This is a genomic window from Mameliella sp. MMSF_3455 (genome assembly GCF_030733205.1).
Lineage (GTDB): Bacteria > Pseudomonadota > Alphaproteobacteria > Rhodobacterales > Rhodobacteraceae > Antarctobacter.
The window spans coordinates 204,407-230,563 of record NZ_JASHJL010000003.1 but is presented as its reverse complement, the minus strand read 5'-3'; the positions used below and the strand labels follow the sequence as shown (position 1 = coordinate 230,563).

At 66.1% G+C, this 26,157-nt stretch carries 17 protein-coding genes; 7 read left to right on the top strand and 10 right to left on the bottom strand.

Going from position 1 to position 26,157, the window contains the following annotated elements:
• From RBB42_RS03325 to RBB42_RS03305, 5 genes are all read right to left on the bottom strand, one after another.
• Nucleotides 1–963 (bottom strand): COG3904 family protein (locus RBB42_RS03325; protein ID WP_500862294.1); only part of this gene is annotated, 963 nt, incomplete at its 3' end.
• 204 nt (nucleotides 964–1,167) lie between these two features.
• Entirely contained in the window at nucleotides 1,168–2,580 is a 1,413-nt protein-coding gene (locus RBB42_RS03320; RefSeq protein ID WP_305969752.1) for an SH3 domain-containing protein, read from the bottom strand.
• Nucleotides 2,581–2,778: 198 nt separating this feature from the next.
• A complete protein-coding gene (pbpC, locus tag RBB42_RS03315) occupies nucleotides 2,779–4,800 on the bottom strand; it encodes a penicillin-binding protein 1C (protein WP_305969751.1) in 2,022 nt (673 codons plus the stop codon).
• Nucleotides 4,797–5,351, bottom strand: coding sequence for a putative glycolipid-binding domain-containing protein (locus RBB42_RS03310; protein ID WP_305969750.1), 555 nt, complete (start codon nucleotides 5,349–5,351; stop codon nucleotides 4,797–4,799). The genes pbpC and RBB42_RS03310 overlap by 4 nt, the downstream gene beginning before the upstream one ends.
• Nucleotides 5,348–10,774, bottom strand: a complete 5,427-nt coding sequence (locus RBB42_RS03305) for an alpha-2-macroglobulin family protein (RefSeq protein WP_305969749.1) — start codon at nucleotides 10,772–10,774, stop codon at nucleotides 5,348–5,350. The genes RBB42_RS03310 and RBB42_RS03305 overlap by 4 nt, the downstream gene beginning before the upstream one ends.
• A 170-nt stretch (nucleotides 10,775–10,944) precedes the next feature.
• Here RBB42_RS03305 and RBB42_RS03300 point away from each other — a divergent pair, with 170 nt between their 5' ends.
• The gene (locus tag RBB42_RS03300; protein ID WP_305969748.1) at nucleotides 10,945–13,488 is read left to right on the top strand and encodes a response regulator; all 2,544 of its coding nucleotides are present in this window, start codon (nucleotides 10,945–10,947) and stop codon (nucleotides 13,486–13,488) included.
• Nucleotides 13,489–13,495: 7 nt separating this feature from the next.
• On the opposite strand, the gene yaaA is transcribed toward RBB42_RS03300, so the two are convergent.
• From yaaA to RBB42_RS03285, 3 genes are all read right to left on the bottom strand, one after another.
• Nucleotides 13,496–14,281 (bottom strand): peroxide stress protein YaaA, encoded by a 786-nt coding sequence (gene yaaA / locus RBB42_RS03295; RefSeq protein ID WP_305969753.1) that lies wholly within the window; start codon nucleotides 14,279–14,281, stop codon nucleotides 13,496–13,498.
• 70 nt (nucleotides 14,282–14,351) lie between these two features.
• The gene (gene recQ, locus RBB42_RS03290) at nucleotides 14,352–16,409 is read right to left on the bottom strand and encodes a DNA helicase RecQ (protein ID WP_305969747.1); all 2,058 of its coding nucleotides are present in this window, start codon (nucleotides 16,407–16,409) and stop codon (nucleotides 14,352–14,354) included.
• A gap of 118 nt (nucleotides 16,410–16,527) precedes the next feature.
• On the bottom strand, nucleotides 16,528–16,821 hold the full coding sequence (locus RBB42_RS03285) for a YggT family protein (protein WP_043143084.1): 294 nt from the start codon (nucleotides 16,819–16,821) through the stop codon (nucleotides 16,528–16,530).
• Between the two features lie 132 nt (nucleotides 16,822–16,953).
• Here RBB42_RS03285 and RBB42_RS03280 point away from each other — a divergent pair, with 132 nt between their 5' ends.
• The 6 genes from RBB42_RS03280 (at nucleotide 16,954) to arfB (ending at nucleotide 22,187) form a co-directional block, all read left to right on the top strand.
• Nucleotides 16,954–17,493 carry an acyl-CoA thioesterase gene (locus tag RBB42_RS03280; RefSeq protein WP_305969746.1) on the top strand — a complete coding sequence of 180 codons (540 nt, stop codon included), beginning with the start codon at nucleotides 16,954–16,956 and terminating at the stop codon, nucleotides 17,491–17,493.
• 85 nt (nucleotides 17,494–17,578) lie between these two features.
• Entirely contained in the window at nucleotides 17,579–18,949 is a 1,371-nt protein-coding gene (locus RBB42_RS03275; protein ID WP_306043597.1) for an MFS transporter, read from the top strand.
• Nucleotides 18,946–19,863, top strand: coding sequence for a penicillin-insensitive murein endopeptidase (gene mepA, locus RBB42_RS03270; RefSeq protein ID WP_305969745.1), 918 nt, complete (start codon nucleotides 18,946–18,948; stop codon nucleotides 19,861–19,863). The genes RBB42_RS03275 and mepA overlap by 4 nt, the downstream gene beginning before the upstream one ends.
• A gap of 7 nt (nucleotides 19,864–19,870) precedes the next feature.
• On the top strand, nucleotides 19,871–20,770 hold the full coding sequence (locus RBB42_RS03265) for an esterase-like activity of phytase family protein (protein WP_305969744.1): 900 nt from the start codon (nucleotides 19,871–19,873) through the stop codon (nucleotides 20,768–20,770).
• Between the two features lie 99 nt (nucleotides 20,771–20,869).
• A complete protein-coding gene (locus RBB42_RS03260) occupies nucleotides 20,870–21,511 on the top strand; it encodes a queuosine precursor transporter (protein WP_305969743.1) in 642 nt (213 codons plus the stop codon).
• A 253-nt stretch (nucleotides 21,512–21,764) separates the two neighbouring features.
• Nucleotides 21,765–22,187, top strand: coding sequence for an alternative ribosome rescue aminoacyl-tRNA hydrolase ArfB (gene arfB, locus RBB42_RS03255; RefSeq protein ID WP_305969742.1), 423 nt, complete (start codon nucleotides 21,765–21,767; stop codon nucleotides 22,185–22,187).
• Nucleotides 22,188–22,297: 110 nt separating this feature from the next.
• Here arfB and RBB42_RS03250 read toward each other — a convergent pair whose 3' ends face one another.
• Both RBB42_RS03250 and lysA read right to left on the bottom strand, forming a co-directional pair.
• A complete protein-coding gene (locus RBB42_RS03250; protein ID WP_305969741.1) occupies nucleotides 22,298–24,841 on the bottom strand; it encodes a DUF4175 domain-containing protein in 2,544 nt (847 codons plus the stop codon).
• A gap of 37 nt (nucleotides 24,842–24,878) precedes the next feature.
• The gene (gene lysA / locus RBB42_RS03245; RefSeq protein ID WP_305969740.1) at nucleotides 24,879–26,144 is read right to left on the bottom strand and encodes a diaminopimelate decarboxylase; all 1,266 of its coding nucleotides are present in this window, start codon (nucleotides 26,142–26,144) and stop codon (nucleotides 24,879–24,881) included.
• Nucleotides 26,145–26,157: the final 13 nt, after the last annotated feature.

The following is a 26,157-nucleotide window of genomic DNA, read 5'->3' as shown; positions in this document are numbered from 1 at the left end:
GCCCACGGCAGATCCCGGGTCGCGCACTGCGCGGAAGAAGGTATCGACATGCGCGGCATCTCCTTCGGTCCAGACCGGCAGATCGGCTATCAACGTCCCGGACGGGTAGAGCATGTAGGGAAAGGCCCAGCCGCTGACAGACTGATCCGTGGCGCCGCCGGTATAGCTGGCCGCGCCCATCGCCTGGACCGGCCCGTTGTCACCGTAGACACGCAATTCGCACCGGGCAGAACCCTCGTATCGAAAGGTGCTGTTGCTGAGGGCATAAAGCGATCTGTCGTCGATCTCTTCGTAGGTGAAGTCCAGAAGCTGCAGTGGCGGGCGCAGTGGATAGTCGATCAGCCCGGAATCGACGTGCCAGCAGAGGTGCGAAAGCGCCTGTTGCGCATTGCCACCCGGAAAGGCGACCGGTGCCACCGCGATCTCCCATTGCGCGGCCTGGCCAACCGTCTTGACATAGGCCATCTCGAAAGGCGGGGTGCCCAGCAGCGCCAGGAACAGGGAATCCGGGATCGCGGTGCCCATGTCTGCGCGGTGCCGCAACACCCCCGCCATGCTGTCAAGCGCGATGGCATAGGCGGTATCGACCTCCTCCCGCGTGTAGGCCCGATCCCCCAGCAGCAGAGAGGGGGCATGAAAGCCCAGCTTGCCCCGAGGATGCAGCAGCCTGTCACTGCTATGGGCGCCGCCCGCCTCGGGATGGCGGTAGCGGCCTGCAATGAAAACGATGGCGCAGGCGCTTTCGCAGGCCGCGCCGCCGGGCACGGCGGTGCCATAGGCCCACTCGCCAATCAGGTCGGCCATCGCCAGTGCCTCGCGCAGCCGTCCACCGGACGAGTCCAGGCAGATGCGGCGCCCGACCGGTGAATAATCGGCGGTAAAGCCGATCTCGTCCAGCAACACGCGCAGGGCATCAGCATCCCCCTCCTCGATTTGTCCCTCGATCGAGATTCGGCAGCCCATGATCGGGTCTCCACCCCGGATGATCGTCGCTGCCGAGGCGGGTTGACCCCCGACCAGCGAACACAGCCAAATGACTGCGAGGAGGAGGCGAAGTGTGCTGATCATATCGGGGCCCGTGCCGGGGAATACGGCCGAAAGGCTAGCACGGCTCCGGCCCCGGACGAAGACGGGACTGCCCTGTCGCGCGACGGCCGGGGAACCCGCTCAATCCGCGAGGAATTTGCGGCTGACGAAACCGGCCGTGCCCGATCCATCGCGGATTTCGTACCAAAAGACATTGTCCTCGATGCAGCGGTCCACCCGGGCCCGCAGCTCTGCGTCGCCGTTATCCAGCGCCAGGTCGTTGCAGGCCTTCATGCAACTGCGCGCCCGGTCACCGCCTTCGGGCGTGCGCAGATCCTGCGTGGCGATCACGCGCACCTTTTCGCCCAGCGGCACCTGCCGCAGCACCTCGGCCTCGAACCCGGGACCGCCACGCAGGTTGACGTATTCACTGACGTTCACGATCCGCGCCTCGGGGCTCAGCAACCAGCAGGACTTGATCTCGACCTCGGACAGCTCGGCCCGGGCCGCGTCCTGAATCGCCGCGAAGAAGATCTGTTCGCCGGTTTCGGCCGGGCTGCGCGCCACCGGCAGCGCGGACAGCGGCAGCCGCGGATCGTGGAACATGTAGGGATAGACCTCGCGCCGCGAGACCTCGTTTGCGCCCGCCCCGTCCATCACCAGATAGCCGATCCGGTCCAGCGGATCGCCATCGGCCCTCAAGGTCATCTCGCAATTTGTCTTGTCCCGGGCCCGGAACCCACCGCGCGACGTCACCTGCGCCCGGTCCGGCCCAAGGTTGCCATAGGTGAAGGGCAGATTGGCAGAGCCATACAGATAGCTGTCCGAGGCGCGCTCATCCAGCATGCCGCCATCACCGTTCAGACAGGCAAACCGCAGCGAGGATTCGATGTCCGAGGCCGTCAGGGACACCGGAGCGACCTCGATCTGCCAGCGCGCCGCCTGTTCCACGGTCTCGACGTAACTCATGTCGCCGGCCGGCGTGTTGAGGATCGTCAGGAACAGCGACTCGGGGATATCCGAGGTGACGCGCAACACCTCGCCCATGCTGCCCAAAGCCTGTGCATAGGCCTCGTTGACCTCGTCCCGGCTATAGCTGCGATCTTCCTCAACCAGCGCCGGCGCGTGAAAGCCAAGCGTCCCGCGCGGGTGCAGGACGCGGTCGGGAATGGCGTCGCCATCCGATTCCGGATGGGAAAAGCGCCCCGACAGGAACAACAGGGCGCAGGTGCTTTCGCAGGTGGCCCCCTCTGCAATGGCCGTGCCCAGGAACTCTGCCTTGACGATATCCGCCATGCGCACCACCTCGATCAGCGAACCGCCCGGACTGTCCAGGCAGATGCGGCGCCCCACCGGGCTGGGACCGTCGGGATCGGGCATGTCTTTCAGAATGGCACGCAATGCCTCGGCATCGCCACTGACGATCTCACCGTCAATGCGCAGCCAACAGCCCATTTCCTGCCCTTCCGACAGGGTGATCTGCGCCGCCTGCGCCATGCCTGCGAAAAACGGGAGGACGGCGGTCAATGCCAGTCGCCACAGCATCCGTGCCATGTTTTTCTCCGTCTGCTCGGACCTTTTGAGTGTTTCTAGCACGCCAACACCGTTTTGTGCGCGGCGATTTGGCGATCCGAATCGGATGGCAAGGCTTCGCCGAATCACACCGACGTCCAAGCCTGACCGTTGGCAGACGTTCCCCTGTCTCCCCATGGACAGGCAAATACCCTTGGGGGACGCCGCGGGCAGGCAAAGTCACCGCAGTTCGATCGACACTCGTCCTGCGGCGCCCTGTGCGTCGATCACCGACAGGGTGGTGAACCCCGGCCCCTCCAGCGGGGCAAAGAACTCGGGCCTTTGCAAGCCGGTCGCCAGAACGGCGCCATCGGCCAGCAGCGTGTAGGGCGGCACACCGCCGCGCAGCTTGATCGGCACCCCCAGCCCGGTGGAGGCCAGCCGCGCGCCCTCTGGCGGGAAGGTCAGTTTCAACTCGGCCACCGTGTCGCGCGGGCCGAACCGCTGCAACGTTTCGGGCAATTGCGCACGGCTGACCAGCAGCGTCTCAGGTGGCGGCGGGGGCAAGGGTTCAAACCGGCTTTCGACCCGGCCCAGCGCCTCGAACAAAAGCGGCGCTGCGAGGTCGCCGCCAAAGGCGCCGGGCACGGGCGTGCCATCGGGCCGCCCAATCCAGACACCGGCCACATGCTGTCCGGTCCAGCCCAGCGCCCAAGCATCGCGGTGCCCGTATGAGGTGCCCGTCTTGTAGGCCACCCGCCCCGGCGGTCCCGCCGAGGGGGGCGGCACCAGATCGGCAAGGATGTTGCCGACCTGCCAGGCACTGGTGCGGCTGAGGACGCGCTGCGACAGTGCGTTGTCCGGGTTCTCTCCGACCCGCCACCGCAGCGGCAACGCCTCGCCGCCGCGCGCCAGCGCCGCATACAGCTGCACCATCTCCTCCAGCGTCAGGCCCACGCCGCCCAGCGCCAGCGCCAGCCCCGGCGCACCGCCCTGTACGCCCGGGTCGACCATCGACCGTTCCAGCGCAGCCATCAGATGCGCCGGGCCCAACGCCTCTGTCAGGCGGACGACCGGGATGTTCAGCGACAGTTGCAGCGCCCGCCGCACGGGCAACTCGCCCCGATACTTGCCGTCGAAATTCTGCGGCGCATAGGTGCCGAACTGGATCGGCGTGTCGAGGATCAGGGTTTCGGGATGGGCCAGACCACGATCGAAGACCAGCCCGTAGACCAGTGGTTTCAGCGTCGAACCGGGCGAGCGCTGCGCCGTGGCCATGTCGACGAAACCCTGCGCAGCCATGTCGGTATAATCCTTGGACCCGACCGAGGCGAGGATCTCACCGCTCTGGTGATCGGCAAGCACCAGTGCAACCGACAGCTTTTCACCCCGGCCCGCCATGTACCGCCGGGCAAGGTCCTCCAGCCCGGCCTGCAAATCGCGGTCAAGGGTCAGGTCGTGGCGGCCCGGTCCCGTCGCCACGGCCCGGTCGGCCATATGCGGGGCCAGTTGCGGCATCGGCTGACGGCCCAGCGGTGCCGGATCAAGGCTGTCGGATTCCGCCGCCTCGATCGGGATCACACCGGCGCCGGCCATGCGCTGCAACACGCGGTTGCGGGCGTTCCGCGCCACCTCTGGGTGGCGGTCAGGACGGCGGCTCTCGGGGGCCTGCGGCAGCGAGACCAGCAGCGCCGCCTCGGCCGGTGTCAGCCGCGCCGGCTCTTTGCCCAGCCAGATCAACGAGGCCGCCCGCAGTCCCTCGACGTTGCCGCCATAGGGCGCAAGCCGCAGGTACAGGGCCAGGATATCTTGCTTGTCCAGACGGCGTTCCAGCGCCAGCGCCAGTCGCATCTGCCGCAGCTTGCCGCGCCATTGCCCCGTGGTTCCGTCCTCCAGCAGTCGCGCCACCTGCATCGTCAGGGTCGAGGCGCCCGACACGATCTCTCCATGCCGGATCGCCTGTCCGGCGGCGCGCAGGGTGGCACGCAGATCGACACCGGGGTGGGTGTAAAAACGCTTGTCCTCGTAGGCGACCAGCATTTGAAAGAACAGCGGATCGACCTGGTCCGGAGAAACCTCCATCCGCCAGAGACCGTTTTCGATCGTATAGGCGCGCAGAAGATGTCCGTTGCGGTCCCGCACCTCTGGCGAGGTTGCGTGCACCAGCACCGGAGTGTCCGTGGCGTCGATGAAGTCGTCGAACCGGTCGCGCGCGAAGGCCGCCGACCACAGCAGCACGACGAGAACGACAAGCCGTTTCACACGTCCGCCTCCCAGAGGCCCGGGTAACGGGTGACAAAGCCGTGAGTGTCGACGGAAAGGTGGGTTTCGAAGCCGGTTTCCTGCGCCTCGTAACGTACCAGTCCGCCGCGTTCCCGGGTATAGGCCTGTGTCAGCGGCGTCACCTGTGGGCCGGGAAAGCGCAGCCAGGCCGAGGTCGTCTCCAGCCGCCCGACCTCTGGCACGCGGTTGAGCGGCATCAGGTTGGTCGCGGGGGTAAAGGCCAGGTCCACGTCCTCGGCTGCGGACAGGTCGGGGCGCGGATCCTCGTTCACGGTCCAACCGTCCTCACCCCGTGCAAGACGCAGCGCAACCGCATCGCCGCCGTATTCCCCCGTGATGTCGGCACTGGTGGTGCACCAGTCCGCGCCGACGCGGATCACGTAATCCAGTGCGGCCCAGCCGGTGGCATCGCGGAACCGCGCATGACCCACCAGCATCCATCCCTGGTCCAGCCGCGCCAGGCGGCACTTGTCCTCTCCGTCGCGATCCAGCGCCCGCCAGTGGATCGTTGCTACCGTTTCGCCGCTCATGGCAGGATCGTCACTTTGCCGGAGGCCGTCACCGCCCGGTACTCGGGTCGGTACATGTCTTCGACCAGCGCTGCCGGATGGTGGAACCTGCCCGGAGAGACCGCCCGCAGGATATACGCCAGTTTGAGCGGCTTGTCTGACTCCTGGTTGATGGCGGCAAGGAAGCGGTCCGCGCGGAATTCGGTATGTTCGGCGCTGGCCAGTTCCAGCCAATCGAGCCCGCGGATGTCGCCCGAGCGCAGCAGGCTGGGGTTGTCGATCTCGAACCCCGCGGGCAGCGCATCGTCGAGGATCAGCCGCGCGCCCGTCTTTTCCGAAGGCCGGATCGTAAGAACCGCCACCATGCGGTCGCCCGCTCGGATCTCTGTCACCGGCTCGCCTTCCAGCGTGAAATACTCGCGGGTCAGCGCATAGCCGTAGCCGGTCGCCTCGGTCGCGCCCAGTGGCTTGCCAAGGGTCGTCAGGGTGATGTCGGTCGGCTTGTCGGAGGTATTGGTCAGGGCCACCGGCTCCAGCCCCTCGGCCTCGATCCGGCGGACGAAGGGGCCGGTCAGCGGTTCGCCATTCAGGGCTAGCCCCGAAACGGTCGGATCCTGCACCATCGCGTGTGCCGCCAAGAGCGCCCAGGCCTTTTCCTGGGTCGACAGCGGTCGATCGACGGAGGAAATCCGTCGCACCACGTCGTTACGGTCGAACCGATCCGACCGCGCCTCGACCGCAAGGGTCAGCAGGCCCGCTGCGTCGCGCAAGGAACTGCCGTAGTCGTCGCGATAACCCTGTTTCGTCGACACCGGCGTGGCCAGCAGGCGCTCGGCGGCGCGGCCGAACATCGCATCTGCGCGCGGCTGGTCGCCGTAGCTGGCCAGCGCGGCACCCAATTGCGCCTGTGCCAGCGGGGTGGCGAAATCCGCCGCCTTTTCGTCCGCGTAATAGCGCAGGTCACCCATCGCCGCCTCGCCCTCGCGTGCCAGGACCATCAGGGCATAGGCGATGTCCTGACCCCCATTTTCGAAGTCGGGCGCATAGGCGATGCGGTTCTTGAGATTGTCGAGCGCGTTCTGCCAGGCCGTGTCCGGCACCTCGTGGCCCGCCGCCTTGGCGCGGCTGAGGAAGTCGGTCACATAGGCGTCCAGCCAGAAATCCCCCGACCATGCCCCCCAAAGCCCGAAGGCCCCGTTGGATGCCTGCCGCGTCAGCACCTGCGCGATGGATTGCTCGATCCGCAGGTCGATCCGGTCGGTGTCGCCCAGGCCCAGAGGCTCGGCAATCGCGGACATGTAGAGCAGCGGCAGTGCCTTCGATGTCACCTGCTCGGTACAGCCATAGGGATAGCGATCCAGCGAGGCCAACATCCCCGGCACATCGAAGCGCGCCAGCGGACCGGCAGAGACCATTGCCGAGGCCCCGGCAGGCCGCAATCCGTCAAAGATCTGATTGTCCAGCGTAAAGGTCTGACCCGCAGCCAACTGGATGCGGCGGGTGGTGCCGACGTCAGGATCGTTCGAGCGCACGCCCAGCGTCAGGTCCTTGGTCAGGCGCTGGCCATCTGGCGTGATCACGGCAATCTGGATCTTGTGGTCTCCCACGGCGCTTGCGGTCAGCGGGACCTCCAGCGCGGTCTTTTCGCCTTTTCCCAACGTGACGTTTGCTGGCAGGGCGCCGGTCTCCAGCGTCACGCCATCGGCGGTCACGGTCAGGGGCATCTTGCCGGTCTCGCCCTTGGCATGGGTCAGTTCCAGCAGCAGGCGGCTTTCGTCGCCCGGCGACAGGAACCGCGGCAACGAGGCCGAGATCACCACCGGATCGCGGACCAGCACGTCCGCCTCGGCAGAGCCGACCCCCTTGGGCGACCAGGCCACGGCCATCAGCCGGACGGTGCCGTTGAAATCGGGAATGTCAAAGCTGACCTCGACGGTGCCGTCCTCACCCACCGGCAACTGGCCGGAGAAGAAGGCGACGGTCGCCTCTGTCGGAGGCGGGCTTTGCAGGCGCATGCCCGCTGCGCCGTCACCGCCAGAGCGCACGGAGCCCATCGCGCCGTTCATGCCGTCGATCAAACGGCCATAGATGTCGCGGATCTCGACTCCCAGACGACGCTGGCCAAAGTAATGGTCCGCCGGGTCGGGTGTGTCAAAGCCGGTCAGGTTCAGGATTCCCAGATCGACGGCGGCGACGGTGACATGGGCCTGTTCACCCGGCGCCACGTTGTCGATCCTGACTTTGGCGGTCAGTGGTCCGCGCGGGGCGCTTTCCGCAGGCGCGTCGAACCCGACGTTGAGTTGCGCATCGCCGGGATCGACGCTGGCATGGGTCAGGCCAAGAGCGCGCGCCGGGTTCTGGCCGGCGGTCACATCCATCGGGCGGATCACCTGCGCGGTCACATAGACACCCGCGCCCCAATCCTCGGTCACCGGCAGGGTCAGGGTGTTTTCGCCCTCCGACACGTCCACCGCCTGCATGGAAATCACGCGATCGGCCAGCACGGTGACCAGCGCCTTGCCCGCGTAGCGCGGGACCATGCGAAGCGTCGCGCTGTCCCCCGGCTGATAGGCGGGCTTGTCCAGCGACAGTTCCAGCATGTCGGGCGCGTCGGCAGCATCGGCAGGCGCGTACCAACCCGCAGAAAAGCCCATCGACGCCGCCAGGTAAGTACCATCGGCGCGTTCGACAACGACCTCGTACTGCCCCCAGTCGACCTCTGCCGCGATCTTCAGAGGATCGGCTCCCAGCGTGCCGTTGCCCTTGGCCACGGTTTCGCGGGTGGTCATCGGCTCCCAGTACCAGTTTCCGTAGTTCTGATACCACTGGTAGCGCGTGCGCACGCGATTGACCTGCCAGCTGACCTTCATCGCCTGCGGACGCAGGTCCGGCCCCACGGCGATCACGTCGAACCGCGCCTCGGCGCCTTCGGCGAATTCCTTGGCGGCGGGCTTGATCCCGATCATCGGGGTCGGCGGGGCCACGGACCGCGAGATCAGGCGTTCGACCGGACGCCCCGAGGCTTCGGACAGGCGCAGGGTGGCGGTCGCGGTCATCGGGCGACCCTTGGGGTCAATGTCCGGCATCGGCAGGGTCAGCTGCGCGGCGCCATCGACATCCGTGGTCAGATCGGCGGCAAAGCTTTCGATCCGGGTCAGCGCATTGTCGTCATGACGGCCAAAGCGGTACCCCGGGAAGGCATCCAGACGGGCGCCGGTGGACAGGCGCAGCTCTCCCTCGATGTCCAGGTCGGCGCCCGGAGCCCCAAAGAGATACCGTGCGTCCACCTCCAGCAGCGGCGGGGACAGCGGGTTGATCGGCCCCTCGGGCAGCGACAGGTCAAAATCAATGCGCTCGGGCACGAAATCCTCGACCAGCAGGGTGTCCGAACTCAGCGCCTCGCCCTTGGGATCGGCGTAGACGGCCAGCCGCCAGGTGCCGCGTGGCACGGTGGGGCCCAGCGGCAGGGTAAAGACATGGCCCCCCGCATCACCGCCGTCCGAGATGTGGCGCGAATATTCGACACCGTCAGGACGGGTGAGAACGGCGGTCAGCGGCACGTCTCTCACCGCCTCTGCCTGCGCATCGCGCAGCAGGGCGGTGACGTTGACCTCGTCCCCGGCACGATAGACGCCGCGATCGGTTGCGACGAAGGCGTCCAGCGGCCCGGCGGGCGCGCGGCCCGCGACACCACGGTCGGACAGGTCAAAGGCCGGATCGGTCAGCGACAGGAAGGCAAGGTCTTCCTCGCCCCGCTTGGCCATGACCAGCGCCGGCGCGGTGCCGCCCTTGCCGCGCAGCAGGCCCGGCGCGAACCGTGCCACGCCATCGGCATCGGTGGTCACGGTTTCCAGCACGCGGTTGGCCTCGGCCACCAGCGAGACCTCCAGCCCGGCCATCGGCGAGGCATCGCCCAGGTCACGGGCAAAGACGGTCAGGCCGTCGGTGCCCTGCAGGGTCGTCAGCCCGATGTCGGAAAGGATGAACCATTGTGTCGCGCGGCGGCCCTCGCCCCGCTTCGGGTCGGGCACGGCGGCGGTCAGTGCATAGATCCCGGCGGGCAGGTCACCCAGGACTTCGCCCATCGGCAGGCGGGTCATCATGTCCGCGTTCAGGCGGTTTTCCACAACGCCGGTGCCGGTCCAGATCTCCTCGGCCACATCGCGGGCAAAATAGTTTTCGTCATAGCGGCCCAGCGGACGGCCAAAGTAGTTTTCCTGGATCGCGCGCACCAGGTTGCGATCGGACACGCGGCGCAGGATCAGGTCGACCTCGTCGAGGTTGACCGTGTCGATTGGAATGCCCGCATCCGCCGTGCGCGGCAGGACATAGGCGCGGCCCGGAAAGCTCAGCGTCGGGGTGCGGTCGCTGACATAGGCGGTGATCGGAACGTCGCGGATCAACTCCTCGCCCGACTTGGCGGGCAGGCCCGCGCGGAAGGTGATGGTATAGCGGCTGCCGTGTTCGACGCCGGTCACGCAGATGCGTTCGTCGTCCTGCACCACGGCAAGGCGCGGGTCCGGCAGCTTGACATAGGGCGCATAGTCCTGGCCCACACGCACCAGCGGCTCGTTGAAGCTGGCGCAGATGCGCGGGGCGGCGCTGTCGGCCTCGACAACGTGATCGTCTACGCGAAAGCCGTACTTGCCGATGGCATCGTCCAGCAACGCGGACACATCGGCGCGCGGGCCAATGCTTTCGGCAAGGCGCAGCGCGGGGATCATCAGGCGGCCGCGCTTGTCGGCCTCCAGCGCGCGGGCCAGATCGTAAAGCGCGGTGATCCGCTGCGCGTCGGCCCCGGCGCGCAGGTAGGCGTTGATCGAGGCCAGAAAGGCGCGACGGCCGTACTTGCGCTTGTCCGCGCCCTGAACCTCGCGAAGGTAGTCGCTCGACCACTGGCCATATTGCAGCCAGAGCGCGGGATCATCGTTCTGAGCCAGCGCGGCGCCGGTCCAGTGGATCGCATCACGCAGGTTGCCCTCGTCGCGCGCCCTGGTCGCCGCATCCAGCAACGCCCGGACAGTCCATTGGCCGCCACCGTGGCGCACTGCCAGGTCCATCGCCTCGGCACGGGCGCGGTCGAAATCGGCGTCGCGCAGGAAATCCAGATCCTCTCGCCGGGTCTCGGCCCGGGCCAGCACATCGGGCGGGGTGGTGACGACGCGCCCCGACACCGCCCCTTCATAGGCGGCGCGGTCGGTCACCTCGGTCTTGGGGAAACAGGCGTTCGTCCGGCTGTTGAAAGTGAACGCGATGCATCCTTCGGCGTCCAGACAGGCCTGCTGGCAGGCATCAAGCGTGGTGTCGAAGAGCTCTTGCAGATCCTTGCCGACATAGTCGATGTCCCGGGTGACCACGTACCGCCGGTCCGGCATCGTCTCCTGCGCTTGGGCAGAGGACAAGCCAAAAAGGGCCGCGGCGAGACCCAGAGCAAAGCGACGCATCAAAAAGCTCCTTTCAGAACAATACGGTCAATGGTGGCACGCGCCGCGGGGCAAGACAAGGATTCGGAGGGTCAGGGAAACCTGACCCGGGCCGGTCCGGACGCCCGTGTTTTAAGGAGATTTTCACCTCGCCGGGGCAAGAGTTCCGGGGTATGAAAGGAGAGCCCGGGATGGAAATGGCCGATCGCCTGGCCGAGGAACGGCGTGCGCGGCTGGCCGCGGAAAGACTGCTGGAACAGAAGCAGGCCGAACTGTTCGAGGCCAACCGCCGCCTGGGCAAACACGCGCTGGAACTGCGCAACGAGATCCAGGAAACCCGGACCGAGGTCAAGGTCGTCCGGGACGAGAACCAGCGCGTCATGCACCAGCTGGGCGAGGCGACTCAAAAGATCGAGGTGGTCACCGAACAGCTGTGGAGCGCATTGGAGACCATGCGCGACGGCTTTGCCATGTACGACGAGAACCTTCGGCTGGAACTCGCCAATCCCGCCTATCTGCAGGTCTTCGAAGGGGTCGAAAGCATCGCGCCCGGCGCCACCTATGAACATGTACTCGAAGTCCTGGCCGAGGAAGGGATCGTCGATCTGCAAGGCGAGCGGCCGGGCGCCTGGATCAAGCGGATGCACAGCCGCTGGGACATGGACCCGATCCCGAACGAAACGCTGCGCCTGTGGAACAACCGCTTTGTCAAGATCCGCGACCGGCGCCTGCCGGATGGCGGGATCGTCAGTCTTGGGGTCGATTTCACGGGGCTGATGCGCATGTGGTCCGCGGTCGAGGAAATGCCCGACGGCTTCGTCATGTACGACGCCGAGGACCGGCTGCTGATGTGCAACCAGCAGTACAAGGACATCTACGCCAAGAGCGCGCCCGCCATGCAGCGCGGCGCAAGCTTCGAGGAAATCCTGCGCTACGGGCTGGAGCGCAAACAATACAGCGAGGCGCTGGGGCGCGAGGAGGACTGGCTCGAGGAACAGCTTCAGGCCCACCGCGCCCCGGAGACGGAGCTGGAACAGCAGCTTGAGGACGGTCGCTGGCTGCGGGTCTACGAAAGACGCACCCGCGACGGCGGACTAGTCGGCCTGCGGGTCGACATCACCCAGATCAAGCAGGACCAGGAACGCCTGAAAGAGGCGACCATCCGGGCCGAGGCCGCGAACCGCGCAAAATCCGCCTTCCTCGCCAACATGAGCCACGAGATCCGCACGCCCATGAACGGCGTCGTCGGCATGGCCGACCTGTTGATGGACACCGAGCTGGGCCAGGAACAACAGCTTTACGCCGACACGATCCGCAGTTCAGGCGAGGCTCTGCTGGTCATCATCAACGACATCCTCGACTATTCCAAGATCGAGGCGGAAAAGCTGCAACTGCACCCTGAACCCTTCGACCTTGAACGCGCCATCCACGAGGTGGTGATGCTGTTGCAGCCCACCGCGCGGGACAAGGATATCTCGCTGCTGGTCGACTACGACATGTTCCTGCCCACGCGCTTTATCGGGGATGCCGGGCGGGTCCGTCAGATCCTGACCAACCTGCTGGGCAACGCGGTGAAATTCACCATCCAGGGCCACGTGCTGGTGCGCGTCGTCGGCGTGCCGGGGGATGAAAACGCCTCGGCCATACACATCACCGTCGAGGATACGGGCATCGGCATCCCTCCGGACAAGGTCGATCACGTTTTTGGCGAGTTCAACCAGGTCGAGGACGAGAGCAACCGCAAGTTCGAGGGCACCGGTCTGGGCCTGGCGATCACCCGCCGGCTGGTCGAACTGATGGGCGGCGAGGTATGGGCAGAGTCCGAACTGGGAAAGGGCAGCTGTTTCGGATTGCGCATCCTTTTGCAGACGGAAGAGCCCGCCGTCTTCGAAACCGCCCGCCTGCCCAGCCACCTTTCACAGGTGCTGGTCATCGACGATCACAACGTCAACCGCGAGATCCTGTCGAAACAGCTTGGCATCATCGGGCTGAGCGCGGATTTCTGCAAGACCGGCTCCGAGGCCATCGACCGCATGGCCCAACGCCCCGACCTGTTGCTGATCGAACAGGATCTGCCCGACATGAGCGGCCAGGATCTCGCGGCCCAGCTCACGCGCGGAGGACGCAGTATCCCGATCATCCTGATGGCCGACAACCCGGCCCAGGTCTCCCAGCGTTCAGGACTGGAGATCGCCGCCGTGCTGCAAAAACCGGTGCCACGTCGGACGCTTTTTGCTGCGTTGGAAAAGATCGGCGTTGCCCATTACCCCGAAAGCGACAGCCCCGAGCCGAGGCCCGCGTCCGAGGGCACGCCTCCCGCTCTCGCCTCGCCCGAGTCGGGTGGCCCGCTGGACGTGCTGGTCGCCGAGGACAACAAGACCAACCAGCTGGTCTTTCGCAAGATGGCCAAGGATTTCAACGTCACGCTGCGCTTTGCCAACAACGGGATCGAGGCCGTCGAGGCCTATCGCGACCGACGGCCGGACCTGATCTTCATGGATATCTCGATGCCGCGCATGGACGGCAAGCAGGCCACGCGTGAAATCCGGGAACTGGAGAACGGCGCCCCCCAGGTCCCGATCATCGCCGTCACCGCCCATGCGATGAGCGGGGACCGCGAAAGCATCCTTGAAGCCGGGTTGAACGACTACCTGACCAAGCCCCTGCGCAAGGCCGCGCTGGCGGAAAAGTTCGACCTCTACGCACCGCAGAAATCGCGCCGCGCGGTTTCTTGACCAGCGATCAGGCCGATTGCGCGGCGGCCTCCGCCGGGCGCAGAAAGACCGGGCGATCCGGTTCGGACATGTCAGGTCGGTAGACATATCCACCCAGATCGAAATCCAGTAGCCCTTCGGGGTCCGTCAGGCGGCGCTGGATGATGTAACGTGCCAGCGATCCGCGCGCCCGCTTCGCAAAAAAGCTGACGATCTTGGGGCCGCCCGGCTTGTCCTCCATGAACTGCGGCGTGATGATCCGCAGCTTCAGGGGTTTTTCCGGAACGGCGCCGAAATATTCCTGGCTGGCACAATTCACCAGTACGTCCGTCCCAAGCGCCTCGGCCTGCGCACGCAGCGCCTTGGAAATCTGGTCGCGCCAGTAGTCGTACAGGTTGGCGCCGCGCCGCGTTTTCAGCCGCGAGCCCATTTCCAGCCGGTAGGCCTGCATCGCGTCCAGCGGGCGCAGCACCCCGTATAGCCCCGACAGGATACGCAGGTGATCTTGCGCCCAGGCCATCTCATCCGCGTCGAGCGAGCCGGCCTCGAGCCCCAGGTAGGTGTCCCCGGCAAAGGCCAGCGCGGCGGGGCGCAGGTCCTCGGGGCCGGGGCTGTCGGTGAAGGCGCGGAAACGATCTCGGTTCAGCCGCGCCAGGTCATCCGACAGGTCCATCAGGCCCTTGAGATCCTTCAGGCTCAGGTTCCGGGCCGTCTTGGCCAGACGCTGTGCATCTTCCTCGAATGCGGGTTCGGTCATCTCGACCGTCCGTTCCGCCCAGTCCAGCCGCTTGGCCGGAGAGATCACGACAAGCACCATCCGCCTCCATCACTTCCAGTGACCCCGAGGTAGTCTGCCCGCCCGTCGAGGTCCAGAGCCGCGCCGGTCAGCCCGCGTTTTCCTGCAGCACCGACCAGAAAACCGGGCCGAAGCGTTCCGCCCGCTTGTCGCCCAGCGCCTGGCACAACGCGTCCTCGCTATGGGGCGGGCGCTCTGCCAGCTTGGCCAGCAGCGAAGCGGAACAGGAGAGCGGCTTATCGGTGCCATCGGGTCCGCGCAGAAGGTCGGCCTGGGCCGCCATCAGCGCATCGTAGATCGCCCCCGTGCCCCGTGCGGCCAGTTTGCGCCGGCGCGGGTGCATCTCTTCGGACCCGCCGTTCAGCACCTCGAGGAACTCTGCCCCGTATCGTTCCAGTTTCTTGGCCCCGATGCCGGAAATCCGGGCCAGTTCGTCCATGTTGGTGGGGCGGGTCTCTGCCATCTCGATCAGGGTGCGGTCGACGAAAATGACATAGGCGGGCACGCGCGCGGCCTCTGCCAGCGCGCGCCGCTTGGCCTTGAGCGCAGAAAGCATGGGAGCATGCTCCTCGCTGACCAGGGCCTTGACCGCCGGACGGCGCTCCGTGGCGCGGGTCACGGCATCCTTGCGCAGCTGGATCGCCTCCTCACCGCGCAGGATCGGTAGCGCCCGGTCCGTCATGACCAGCGCCCCATGGCGTTCCGCGTCCGGGCGCATCAGGTCGTGGCCCATCATCTGCCGGAACACCGCCTGCCACTGACCCCGGCTGAGATCCTTGCCGACACCGAAGGTGGGCAGGCCGTCATGCCCGCGTTGCTTGATTTTGTCGGTGTCCTTGCCCATCAGGATGTCGATCAGGTGCCCGGCGCCAAAGCTTTCATCCGTGCGCAGCGCGGCCGAAAGAGCCTTGCGCACCGCCTCGGTGCCGTCGAACAGCTCTGGTGGGGTATCGCAGAGGTCGCAGTTGCCGCAGGCCCCGGCCTCTTCGCCGAAATAGGCCAGCAGCGCCTTGCGACGGCAGCCCAGCGCCTCGGCCAGCCCCAACAATGCGTTCAACCGTCCGTGGTCCGCGGCGCGACGTTCCGGCGGAGCCAGCCCCTCGTCGATCTGCGAACGGCGCAGGCGGATATCCTCGGGGCCGAACAGGGTCAGCGTCTCGGCCGGGGCGCTATCGCGACCCGCGCGGCCGATTTCCTGGTAATAGGCTTCGATCGACTTGGGCAGATCCGCGTGGGCGACCCATCGGATGTCGGGCTTGTCGACGCCCATGCCAAAGGCCACGGTCGCCACCACGATCAACCCGTCCTCTGTGGCAAAGCGTTCCTCGACATGACGGCGGTCGTCGGCCTCCATCCCGCCGTGATAGTGACAGGCGGCGTGGCCTTCCTCGCGCAGGGCCCGGGCGATGCCCTCGGTCTTGGCCCGCGTGCCGCAATAGACGATGCCGGACTGTCCCTTGCGGGCATTGGCAAAGTTCAGGATCTGCGCACGCGGTCCGTCCTTGGGCTGAAAGGCGAGGTGGATGTTGGGCCGGTCGAAACCGCGCAGGAAGGTCGTCGGCGGCTGTCCGTCGAACAGCCGCGTGACCATTTCCTCGCGCGTTTCGACATCCGCCGTCGCGGTGAAGGCGGCCAACGGCACGTTCAGCGCGCGGCGCAATTCCCCGATGCGCAGGTAGTCCGGGCGAAAATCATGGCCCCACTGGCTGACGCAATGCGCCTCGTCGACGGCGATCAGTGAGATCCCCGCCTGCGCCAGCATCCGCTGCGTGCCGCCATTGGCCAGCCGTTCGGGCGCGAGATACAGCAGCTTCAGTTCACCGGAATGCAGCATGTCCCAGACGGCATCGGTTTCCTCGGGCGTGTTCCCCGAGGTCAGGGCGCCGGCGGCAACACCCGCCTCTCGCAGCCCGCGCACCTGGTCGCGCATCAGCGCGATCAGCGGAGAGATGACGACCGTCACCCCGTCGCGCAGCAGCGCAGGCAATTGGAAACACAGGGATTTGCCGCCGCCCGTGGGCATGATGGCCAGCACGTTCTCACCCGCGGCCACGGCCTCGACAATCTCACCCTGACCGGGGCGAAAGGCGTCGAAGCCGAAAATCTCTTGCAACAGCGCCTCGGCGCCCCCGGCATCGCGCGGCATGGGAACCCTGTCGATTTTGTCTGGATCTGCTCTCGATCCGGACAATCACATACTAAGATTCGGTGAATCAAGCCCCAGCCACCATAATATGCGGCTTTTGACGGCGGTGCGCGCAGCGTCAGAAGCTGTAGAAGAACCCGGCATTGTTGGCCAGGATGATCTGCAGCGCGTAGACCCCGATCAGCGTGATCAGCGGCGCCAGATCCAGCCCGCCCATGGGCGGCAGGATGCCCCGGATGCGCGAATAGACCGGTTCCAGGATACGGTTCAGCCCGTCCCAGATCGCCGCGACGATGGGCTGACGCAGGTTGAGGATCTGGAAGTTGATCAGCCAGCTCATGATGACATGGGCGACGATGATGAAGACCGCGATGCTGAGAAGCATGTTCAGGATCTGAAAGAGCGACTGCATCTGTTGGGCCTTTCCTCGTGGTGCGGGTCGGGCAAGAGGTATGCGCAGAATCACTTAAGGACAAGTGTGCCGCGAGGTCCCGATTGACGCGGCTTTGCGCGCGCAGCATCACGCGGGCCAAGGAGTCTGCCCATGTACCCATTTCTGCGTCTTGCCCGCAACGTCCGCCAAGCCCGGCGCGCCCCGCGCCTGGGCCTGTTCGATACCCATGTCTCGACCCACGTCTGCATGCCGTGGGATCTTGATCTCTGGTGGGAGCTGAACAACGGCCGAACCCTGACGATCTATGACCTGGGCCGCATCCCGTTGGCGATCCGCACCGGGCTTGTGGACGTGTTGCAGCAAGAACGCTGGGGCCTGACCATCGCCGGTTCGATGGTACGCTACCGGCGCCGGGTCCGCATGTGGGACAAGGTCGAGATGCATTCGCGCATGCTGGGCTGGGACCACCGGTTTCTCTACATCGACCAGTCCATGTGGCGGACGGACGGCGAATGTGCCAGCCAGGCGATCTATCGCGCCGCCCTGACCGACGCCAAGGGCATCGTCACCACCGACAGATCGACCCGCGCAATGAACGCCCCCGAAGAAAGCCCGCCCCTGCCCGACTGGGTCCGGGCATGGCTGGCTGCCGAGGATGCGCGGCCCTGGCCGCCGGCGACCTCGGGCTGACATTCAACTGCGCCCCTTCCGCGCAATCGACTTGCCACGCCCCCGCCGTAAGGGTTCTATCGCGCCATTCCGAGAAGGGGCAGGCATGGCACATCCGACGAAACGGCAACGCATCTGGGGCTGGATGTTCTTCGACTGGGCGCAGCAACCCTATGCGACGCTTGGCCTGACCTTCATCTTCAGCCCCTATTTCGCCGCCGTGGCCGCCGAGTATTTCATGACCCAGGGCGCCGAGGCCGCCAGCGCAAAGGCCAATGCACAAAGCCTCTGGTCCTCGGCCCAGACCGTCGCCGGCCTCGTCATCGCCTTCTCGGCGCCTCTGCTGGGGGCCTGGGCCGATGCCACCGGACGCAAGCGGCCCTGGTTCTGGCTGTTCACCATGATCGCCATCCTTTCGGCCTTCACGCTATGGCATCTGCAACCGAATGGCAGCGGGCTCTACATCGCTCTCGCGATGTTCTGGATCGGCTTCGTGGCCAGCGAATCCGCCTTCAACCTGAACAACGCCATCCTGCCCAGCCTTGGCACGCAAGAAGAGGTGGGCCGCATCTCGGGGACCGCCACGGCCTTTGGCTATTGGGGCGGGGTGCTGTCGCTTTTCATCATGCTGCTGTTCTTTGCCGAAAACGAGAGCGGCACGACCCTGATCGGCCTTGCCCCGCCGTTCGGACTCGACCCGGAAGCACGCGAAGGTACACGGTTCGTCGGTCCCTTCATCGGGCTGTGGTTCGCGATCTTCCTGATCCCCTTCTTTGCCTGGAACCACGACGACCCATTGGAACGCAAGACACCGGAAAGCGTGCGCAAGGTGCTGGCGGATCTCTGGCAGACCATCCTGCGCGTTTCGCGACGCAAGTCCTGCCGCAGCTTTCTGTTATCGTCGCTGTTCTATCGCGACGCGCTGACCGCGCTTTATGCCTATGGCGGCATCTACGCGACACTGGTGCTGGACTGGCAGGTGATCCAGGTCGGTGTCTTCGGCATCATCGCCGCCATCGCCGCGGCGGTCCTGTCCTGGGTCGGCGGACTGGCCGACGAGCGCTTTGGCCCCAAGGCCGTGATCCGTTTCTGCATCTGGGTTCTGATCCTCGTGGGTTGCGTGATCGTCGGCATGTCGCGCGAAAGCCTCTTTGGCTTTCCCCTGCCCGAGGGGTCTCTGGTGCCGGATGTCGTCTTTTACATCTGCGGCGCGATCATCGGCGGAACCGGCGGCGCGCTCTATTCCGCCTCGCGGTCGATGATGGTGCGCCATTGCGATCCCGCGCGCCCGGCAGAGGGGTTCGGCCTGTTTGCATTGGCGGGAAAAGCCACGGCCTTTCTGGCCCCCGCACTCATCACCTTGTTCACCTATGTGACACAGTCCAACCAACTGGGCTTTCTGCCGGTGATCGGACTTTTCCTGATCGGTCTCGTTCTGCTAGCGTGGGTTCATCCGCAGGGAGAGAGACCCGCATGATGCGTTTTGTGACCGCCCTTTCGCTTGTCATCGCCCTGGCCGCCTGTGGTGGCGGCGGGCGCGATATTTCCGGCGCCCGAACCCCCGCCCGACCACTGGACCCGGTGCTGTCCTCCAAGGAAGCCAAGCAGCTTTTCGGCGCCAAGAGCGATGCCTCGACCCAGAAAGCAGAACCCTTGGGCGGCTATGCCAAGGGCTGCCTTGCCGGCGGGGTGCAGCTGGCCGAAACCGGTCCCACATGGCAGGCCATGCGCCTCAGCCGCAACCGCAACTGGGGCCATCCCGAGTTGATCGACTACGTCCAGGATCTCAGCCGCAAGGCGGCCCGGCAACCGGGCTGGGACGGACTCTACCTGGGCGATTTCAGCCAACCGCGCGGCGGCCCGATGCTGACCGGGCACCGCAGCCACCAGATCGGGCTGGATGCCGATATCTGGTTGCGCCCCGCCGACAACCTGAACCTTTCGGTCAAGGCGCGCGAAAACATCTCGTCAATCTCGATGCGCCGCGCGGCGGGTGCCTATACCAACGACAAATGGACGAAACAGCACCACGAGATTCTCAAGGCCGCCGCCAGCGATCCCCGCGTCGCCCGCATCTTTATCTTCCCGGGCGCCAAGGTGCAGATGTGCAACGATGAAAAGGGCGACAGGTCATGGCTGCGCAAGGTGCGGCCCTGGTGGGGGCATCACTACCATTTCCACGTACGCCTCAGCTGCCCCAAGGGGGCCGCGGGCTGTGTCGACCAGGCCGCCCCACCCCCCGGCGACGGCTGCAAGGAGGCCGAAGGCTGGGTGGACCGCATCCTGAACCCGCCGCCGCCCGATCCCAACGCCAAGCCCGCGCCGCCCCGGCGCGAGCTGACGCTGGGCGATCTTCCGCGCGCCTGCGCCGACGTTCTGGCGGCGAACTGATCCACGCATGTCACGTCGCCTGTTCCGCCGCCTGCGGGCGCTGGCGCTGGTCTGCGGCAGCCTAGCAAGCCTTGGCGCCTGCGCGGCAGAGGTCGGCCCGAACGTCCAGTTCATCAGCCATCTGGACTGGCCCCCCGGCGCGCACCGGATGGGCGGGTTTTCGGGGCTGGAGCTATCGGACGACGGCACGCGGTTCACCGCCATTTCCGATCGTGGGTTCATTGTCACCGGGCGCTTTCACCGCGCCGGCGCGAAACTGACCGCAATCGAGGAAGATGCCCCAGGCCCGCTGCGCAACGTGCAAGGCGCGCCTGTCTCGGGTCTTGAGACGGACGCCGAAGGTCTGGCCATCGGCCCTGACGGGCAGCTCTACGTCTCGTTCGAAGGGCTGCACCGGGTCAGGGCTTATCCCTCGCCGGAGCGCAGCCGAGCTCTGCCCACGCCCGGTGCCTTTGCCGCACTTCAAGGCAATTCCGGACTGGAAGCGCTGGCCGTCGACGGCAAGGGCCATCTCTACACCCTTCCCGAACGTTCGGGCCGGCTGACGCGGCCCTTCCCGGTCTGGCGCTTCGACGGCAGCCGCTGGGCACAACCCTTTTCGATTCCGCGCTCGGGCGGCTTTCTCCCGGTCGGGGCCGATTTCGGACCCGACGGGCGGCTCTACCTGCTGGAGCGCGAATTCACCGGCTTCGCCTTTCGCAGCCGCGTCCGGCGTTTCGTCATCTTGGGCGACAGGATCACCGCCGGAGAAACTCTTCTGGAAACCCCGCGCCACAGGCATGGCAACCTCGAAGGGCTGTCGGTCTGGCGTGACGCCACCGGCGCGATCAGGCTCACCATGCTGTCGGACGACAATTTCAGAAGCTTCCTGCGCAGCGAGTTCGTCGAGTACCGGGTCACCGACTGACCTGCATGCCTCTTGACGCGGCACCGGGGCCACCTGTAAGCCCGCGCAATCCGGACTCCCGGATCAAGTCCCCGCAACCTTGCAAAAAACGGGTCACCAATGACGCGCAGACATCTTCCCGGCATTCTTGCCATGGCGGCCATCGTGCTCGCCTCCAACATCCTCGTCCAGTTCCTGTTCGGCCAGTGGCTGACCTGGGGCGCCTTCACCTATCCGCTGGCCTTCCTGGTCACAGACCTGATGAACCGCATCTACGGACCCGGCCCGGCGCGGCAAGTGGTCTTTGTCGGCTTCATCGTCGGCGTCTTCTGTTCGCTCGTGGGCACGCAGATCATGCTGCAGGGCGACGGGTTCACCTACCCGGCCGTGACGCTGCGGATCGCCATCGCTTCGGGCCTGGCCTTCCTGACCGCCCAGATGATGGACGTGGCGATCTTTGACCGACTGCGCACCGGCAAATGGTGGCGCGCGCCGCTGGCCTCGACGCTCGTCGGCTCGACGCTGGACACGGCGCTGTTCTTCACCATCGCCTTCTCGTCCGGGCTGACCTGGATCGAGCCCGGAAACGATGTCTCCTGGGCCAATGAAGTCCGGCCGCTGCTGGGCGCGGGCCCCGCCCTTCCCTACTGGGTCTCGCTCGCCGTGGCGGACTGGATGGTTAAACTCTGCCTCGCCCTCATCGCCCTGATCCCGTTCCGGATGATCGTTTCGCGGGCACTGCAGAATCAAAAATTGGCTTGAAGCGCAAAAAAGACTTTGTGGTTTGCCATGTGCGTGGCACCATCATCTTGCGTTTTCAACAGCTGAAAGGAGGTGATCCAGTGTCGAGAGAAGCATTGGAGAGAGGTGTCGGAACAGTTCGGGAGAGCGCGCTCTAGGGCAGCCCCTGGGGAGATGATCCCCCGAATTGGCAGTGCCTAACCGGCCCCGCCTCCGTATTCTCGAAGGGCCGCTGATCTGGCGGCCCTTTTTATTTTGCACTAGGTCTTTCCCCATGCTGCGGATCACCGACCAAATCAGCCTCGAAGACTGGGAACTGACCGAACAATTCATCCGCGCCTCCGGTCCGGGCGGCCAGAACGTCAACAAGGTCTCGACCGCCGTCGAGCTGAGGTTCGAGGTCGAGCGCTCCCCCAACTTGCCGCAAGCGGTCAAGACACGGCTGCGCAAGCTGGCCGGGCGCCGCTGGACCAAGGACGGCGCCGTCGTCATCCAGGTCGAGGAAACCCGCAGCCAGGCCCGCAACCGCGAAATCGCCCGCGAGCGGCTGGCGGAACTGGTGCTGAGGGCCACGCAAAAGCCCAAGCGCCGCATCCCCACCAAACCCACGCTGGGCTCGAAAAAGCGCCGCCTTGCGGCCAAGAAACAGCGTGGCGAAGTCAAATCCCTGCGCGGCAAGGTCGACCCCGACACCTGACCCCGGCTTCTTCTCTTTGAAAATACTCCCGCCGGAGGCGTTCCGAGGGCCCGGCCACAGGCCGGGCCCGAGACAAACTGCGCGCGCAAGCGCACAATCGGATTGCGCGATCAGAACCGTTCCAGCAGCCGGTCGAGATAGTTGCGCTCTTCCTCGGGACGGTCCAGCTCACCCGAACGGCGGCGCAGTTCGCCCAGCAGTTCCTCTGCCCGGCGATAGACGTCCTTGCCCTGCAACAGCCCCTCGTCGGTGCCGACCCGACCGGTGTTGCCGGTGTTGCGGCCAAGCGGATCGCGCTGCTCGCCCGGGTCCCCGCCATCGGCGAAACCCTGTTCGCCGGTGCGCTGCTGCTGTTGCTGCGCAAGCGCCTCGCCAAGGTTGCGCATGCCTTCACGAAGCGCTTCCAGGGCGCGCGATTGCTGGTCGATCGCGCGGCCAAGATCACCGTCGCGCAAGGCGTCTTCGGCCCCGTCCATTGCACCCTCGGCCCGCTCTAGCGCTTCGGCGGCGCGTTCGCCCGCCTCGGTGCCCTGGCCCGGCAATGCCTGACGCTGGCGGTTGAGCTCGTCCCGCAGGGCGCGCTGGCGCTCGGCCAGTTCGCTGGCCGGGTCGTCTCCGCCCTGGCCTTGTCCGGGTTCGGGTCCCGCCTGACCCTGGCCGGGCTGGCGATCCTGACCCTGCGGTCCCTGTCCCGGTTGCCGTTGGCCCTGGCCACGCTGTCCGTTGTTGAGATCGCGGAATGCCTCGTCCGACAACTCCTGCTGTTCACGCAGCGTGTCGGCCAGCCCCTCCATCGCCTGTTCGCCGGGCGACTGCCCGCCGCCACCGGGGCCCTGGGTGATCTGCATGTTGTCCAGCATTTCCTGCAACTGGCGCATGGCTTCGGCCGCCTCGGCCATCCGGCCCTGCTCCATCAGTTCCTGAATGCGGTCCATCATGCGCTGGATGTCGTCCTGCGACATCTCGATCATGTCCTGCGGGTTCATCTGCTGGCCGTCGGGATCTTGCTGCGCCTGCTGCTGGCCCAACTGGCGCATGTAGTCCCGTGTCGCCTCACGCAACTCCTGCATCAGCTCGGCGATTTCCTGGTCGGTGGCGCCGTTCTTCATCGCCTCTTCCAGGCGTTCGCGTGCGCGCTCCATGCGCTGACGCGCATCCTCCAGGTCGCCTTCTTCCATTTCCAGCGCCAGGTCCCACATTTTCTGCGCCAGCTCGTCCTGTTTCTCGTCGGTGATGGCACCGTATTTCGCCAGCGTCTCCAGCCGCTTGGTCAATGCCCGCAGGCGCATGTACTCGACATCCTTGCGGAACAGGTCGTCCGGCTCGTTCAGGATCGTCTTGAAGATCATCGCAATATTGGCCGCGTTCTCACGGTTCCACAGCAACGCCTGCCGCTGTTCGATCAGCGCCGCGGCGACAGGATCGAAAAAGCGCCGACCGGGCATGATCATCGACTGCGGTTCCGACAGGCCGCTCTGGCCACGCCCGTCCTGGACCTCCAGCGACAGCTTGACCGGCAGGTTCGCCCAGGGATGCAGAGAGAAATTGCCCACGAGCACCTCGGTGAACTCGGACCGGTCACCCGCTACCGGCATCGGCAGCGGCACCTCGATGGTGTCGCGCGGCTCGGGCTCGATCGCACGGCCATAGCGGCGATCCACTTGGGCCAGGTCCAGCGTGAACCGCGCCGTGCCCATGACAACCCCGTGGTCGTCACTGGCGGTAAAGGGGATCTGCGCCTCGCCCTCGTAGCTGACCTCGATCTCGCCATCTCGTTTCACGGCGGGCGCCGCGTCCGGGATCATGGCGATCTGCCAGACGCGTCCGCCGGGCCCGTCCACCGCCAGTTCACCGGATTTCAGAACCGCAAAGTCCTGCGCCGTGTCCTGCGCCTCTTCCGGGCTCAGGTCGCGGCCCGAGATGCTCTCACGCACGCTCAGCGCGCCAACTTCGCCATACATGCGCAGGGTGATCTCGGCGCCTTCCGGCACGTCGATTTCCGGCGCGGTGATGTCATTCAGGTAGACCGAGGGCAGGCGCGTGTAGGCGGGCGGCTGCATCCAGCCCTCCCAGGCCGGACCCTGTGCCAGATCGGGCCCGCCGGCGCCCATTCCCGTCACGGATTGCACCCGCACCAGCGACCCGAACAGGATGGCCACCGACAGCGCCAGCAGCGCGACATAGCGCAGGGCCAGCGGATCGTTCCGCGATACGCGCAGGTCCGGCTCGACCGCCCGCGCCTCGGCCAGCCGGTCGCGCATGCGTTTCTGGTGTGCCCGCCAGACCGCGGTGGAAGAGGCATCGCCTCCCCCGATGGCCTGGGTGTCCAGCGCCGCCTGGATCGGATTGCCTTTCAGCGTGCCGTCCAGCCGCAGCATCGCAGCACCACGAGAGGGCCAGCGGAAATGCCGCACGCCGTACCAGGCCGCCCAGATCGCACCGCTCCCAAGCAGAACGGCCGCGCCCCAGACCCATTCCACCGCAACCTCGTCCTGCACGCCCAGCATCAAAAGCGCGAGCGCAAAGACCGCAATCGACCAGAGCGGCCAGAAGGACCGCGCCAGCCGTTCGGCCACCATGCCAAGTCGGGTCAGGACCAGCGGCCAACGCAGGGTGCGGAAGATCTCGGGGATGTCGGTCCGGTTCGGGGCCATGGCGCTCCTCGCAGGGTCAGACTGCGAGGAGAAGTCCTCACAGCCACTCGGGGATGGTATCGCGATTTATGATGTCGTCAAAGGTCGGCCTTGGGCGGATAACTGCGAATTGATCGCCGTGCACCAGCACCTCGGGCACCAATGGCCGGGTGTTGTATTCGCTGGCCATCGCGGCGCCATATGCCCCGGCCGAACGGAAAGCGACCAGATCGCCCGCCGCTACGGGCGGCATCAGGCGGCCCTTGGCAAAGGTGTCTCCGGTCTCGCAGACCGGTCCGACGATGTCATAGGGCGACAGCTCGGCCCCCGGCGCTGCCTCTTTTACAGGCACGATTTCGTGGTGCGCCTCGTACATGGCCGGGCGGATGAGGTCATTCATCGCCGCATCGAGAATCAGGAAGTCCCGCCCCTCGCCATGCTTGACGTAGATGACCCCGCTGACCAGCAGCCCCGCGTTGCCGATGATCAGGCGGCCCGGCTCGATCTCGATCTCGCAGCCCAAGTGGCCCACGGTACGCTGGATCAGCGCGCCGTAGTCGGTCGGCAGCGGCGGCGCCTCGTTCGAACGGGCATAGGGGATACCCAGACCGCCGCCCAAGTCCAGGCGGGTGATGTCATGCCCGTCTGCGCGCAGCGCCTCGGTCAGTTCGGCGACCTTGGTATAGGCCTGCTCGAAGGGCTCCAGCTGGGTCAGCTGGCTGCCGATATGCACGTCGATGCCGACGACCTTCAGCCCCGGCAGGCGGGCCGCCTCGGCGTAGACCTCCCGCGCGCGGGCGATCGGGATGCCGAACTTGTTCTCCGACTTGCCGGTGGCGATCTTGGCGTGGGTCTTGGCGTCCACGTCCGGGTTGACCCGCAGCGTGATCGGCGCCTCGACCCCCATCGAGGCCGCCACCTCGGAAATCACCCGCATCTCGGGCTCGCTCTCGACGTTGAATTGGCGGATGCCGCCCTCCAGCGCCGCGCGGATCTCTGCCCCCGTCTTGCCCACGCCGGAAAAGACGATCCGCTCGCCCGGGACACCCGCGGCCTTGGCACGCGCGTATTCCCCGCCCGAGACCACATCCATACCCGCGCCCTCGGCAGCCAGCGTCTTCAGGATCGCCTGGTTCGAGGCGGCCTTCATCGCGTAGCAGACAAGATGCGGCCCCCAGTCCAGCGCCTCGTCGAAAAGCCGGAAGTGGCGGACCAGCGTCGCGCTGGAATAGAGATAGAACGGCGCGCCCACGGCGGCCGCGATCTCGGCCACCGGAACGTCCTCGGCATAGAGCTGCCCGTCGCGGTACAGAAAATGATCCATGTCCGCGCTTTAG

Bases quoted from the DNA above. Each gene is read 5' to 3' on its own strand.
- mepA (WP_305969745.1), top strand. From the start codon at position 18,946: ATGATGCGTTTTGTGACCGCCCTTTCGCTTGTCATCGCCCTGGCCGCC.
- RBB42_RS03305 (WP_305969749.1), bottom strand. From the start codon at position 10,774: ATGCGTCGCTTTGCTCTGGGTCTCGCCGCGGCCCTTTTTGGCTTGTCC.
- RBB42_RS03250 (WP_305969741.1), bottom strand. From the start codon at position 24,841: ATGGCCCCGAACCGGACCGACATCCCCGAGATCTTCCGCACCCTGCGT.
- RBB42_RS03275 (WP_306043597.1), top strand. From the start codon at position 17,579: ATGGCACATCCGACGAAACGGCAACGCATCTGGGGCTGGATGTTCTTC.
- RBB42_RS03265 (WP_305969744.1), top strand. From the start codon at position 19,871: ATGTCACGTCGCCTGTTCCGCCGCCTGCGGGCGCTGGCGCTGGTCTGC.
- arfB (WP_305969742.1), top strand. From the start codon at position 21,765: ATGCTGCGGATCACCGACCAAATCAGCCTCGAAGACTGGGAACTGACC.
- RBB42_RS03280 (WP_305969746.1), top strand. From the start codon at position 16,954: ATGTACCCATTTCTGCGTCTTGCCCGCAACGTCCGCCAAGCCCGGCGC.
- RBB42_RS03310 (WP_305969750.1), bottom strand. From the start codon at position 5,351: ATGAGCGGCGAAACGGTAGCAACGATCCACTGGCGGGCGCTGGATCGC.
- lysA (WP_305969740.1), bottom strand. From the start codon at position 26,144: ATGGATCATTTTCTGTACCGCGACGGGCAGCTCTATGCCGAGGACGTT.
- RBB42_RS03300 (WP_305969748.1), top strand. From the start codon at position 10,945: ATGGAAATGGCCGATCGCCTGGCCGAGGAACGGCGTGCGCGGCTGGCC.
- recQ (WP_305969747.1), bottom strand. From the start codon at position 16,409: ATGCCGCGCGATGCCGGGGGCGCCGAGGCGCTGTTGCAAGAGATTTTC.
- RBB42_RS03320 (WP_305969752.1), bottom strand. From the start codon at position 2,580: ATGGCACGGATGCTGTGGCGACTGGCATTGACCGCCGTCCTCCCGTTT.
- RBB42_RS03285 (WP_043143084.1), bottom strand. From the start codon at position 16,821: ATGCAGTCGCTCTTTCAGATCCTGAACATGCTTCTCAGCATCGCGGTC.
- RBB42_RS03260 (WP_305969743.1), top strand. From the start codon at position 20,870: ATGACGCGCAGACATCTTCCCGGCATTCTTGCCATGGCGGCCATCGTG.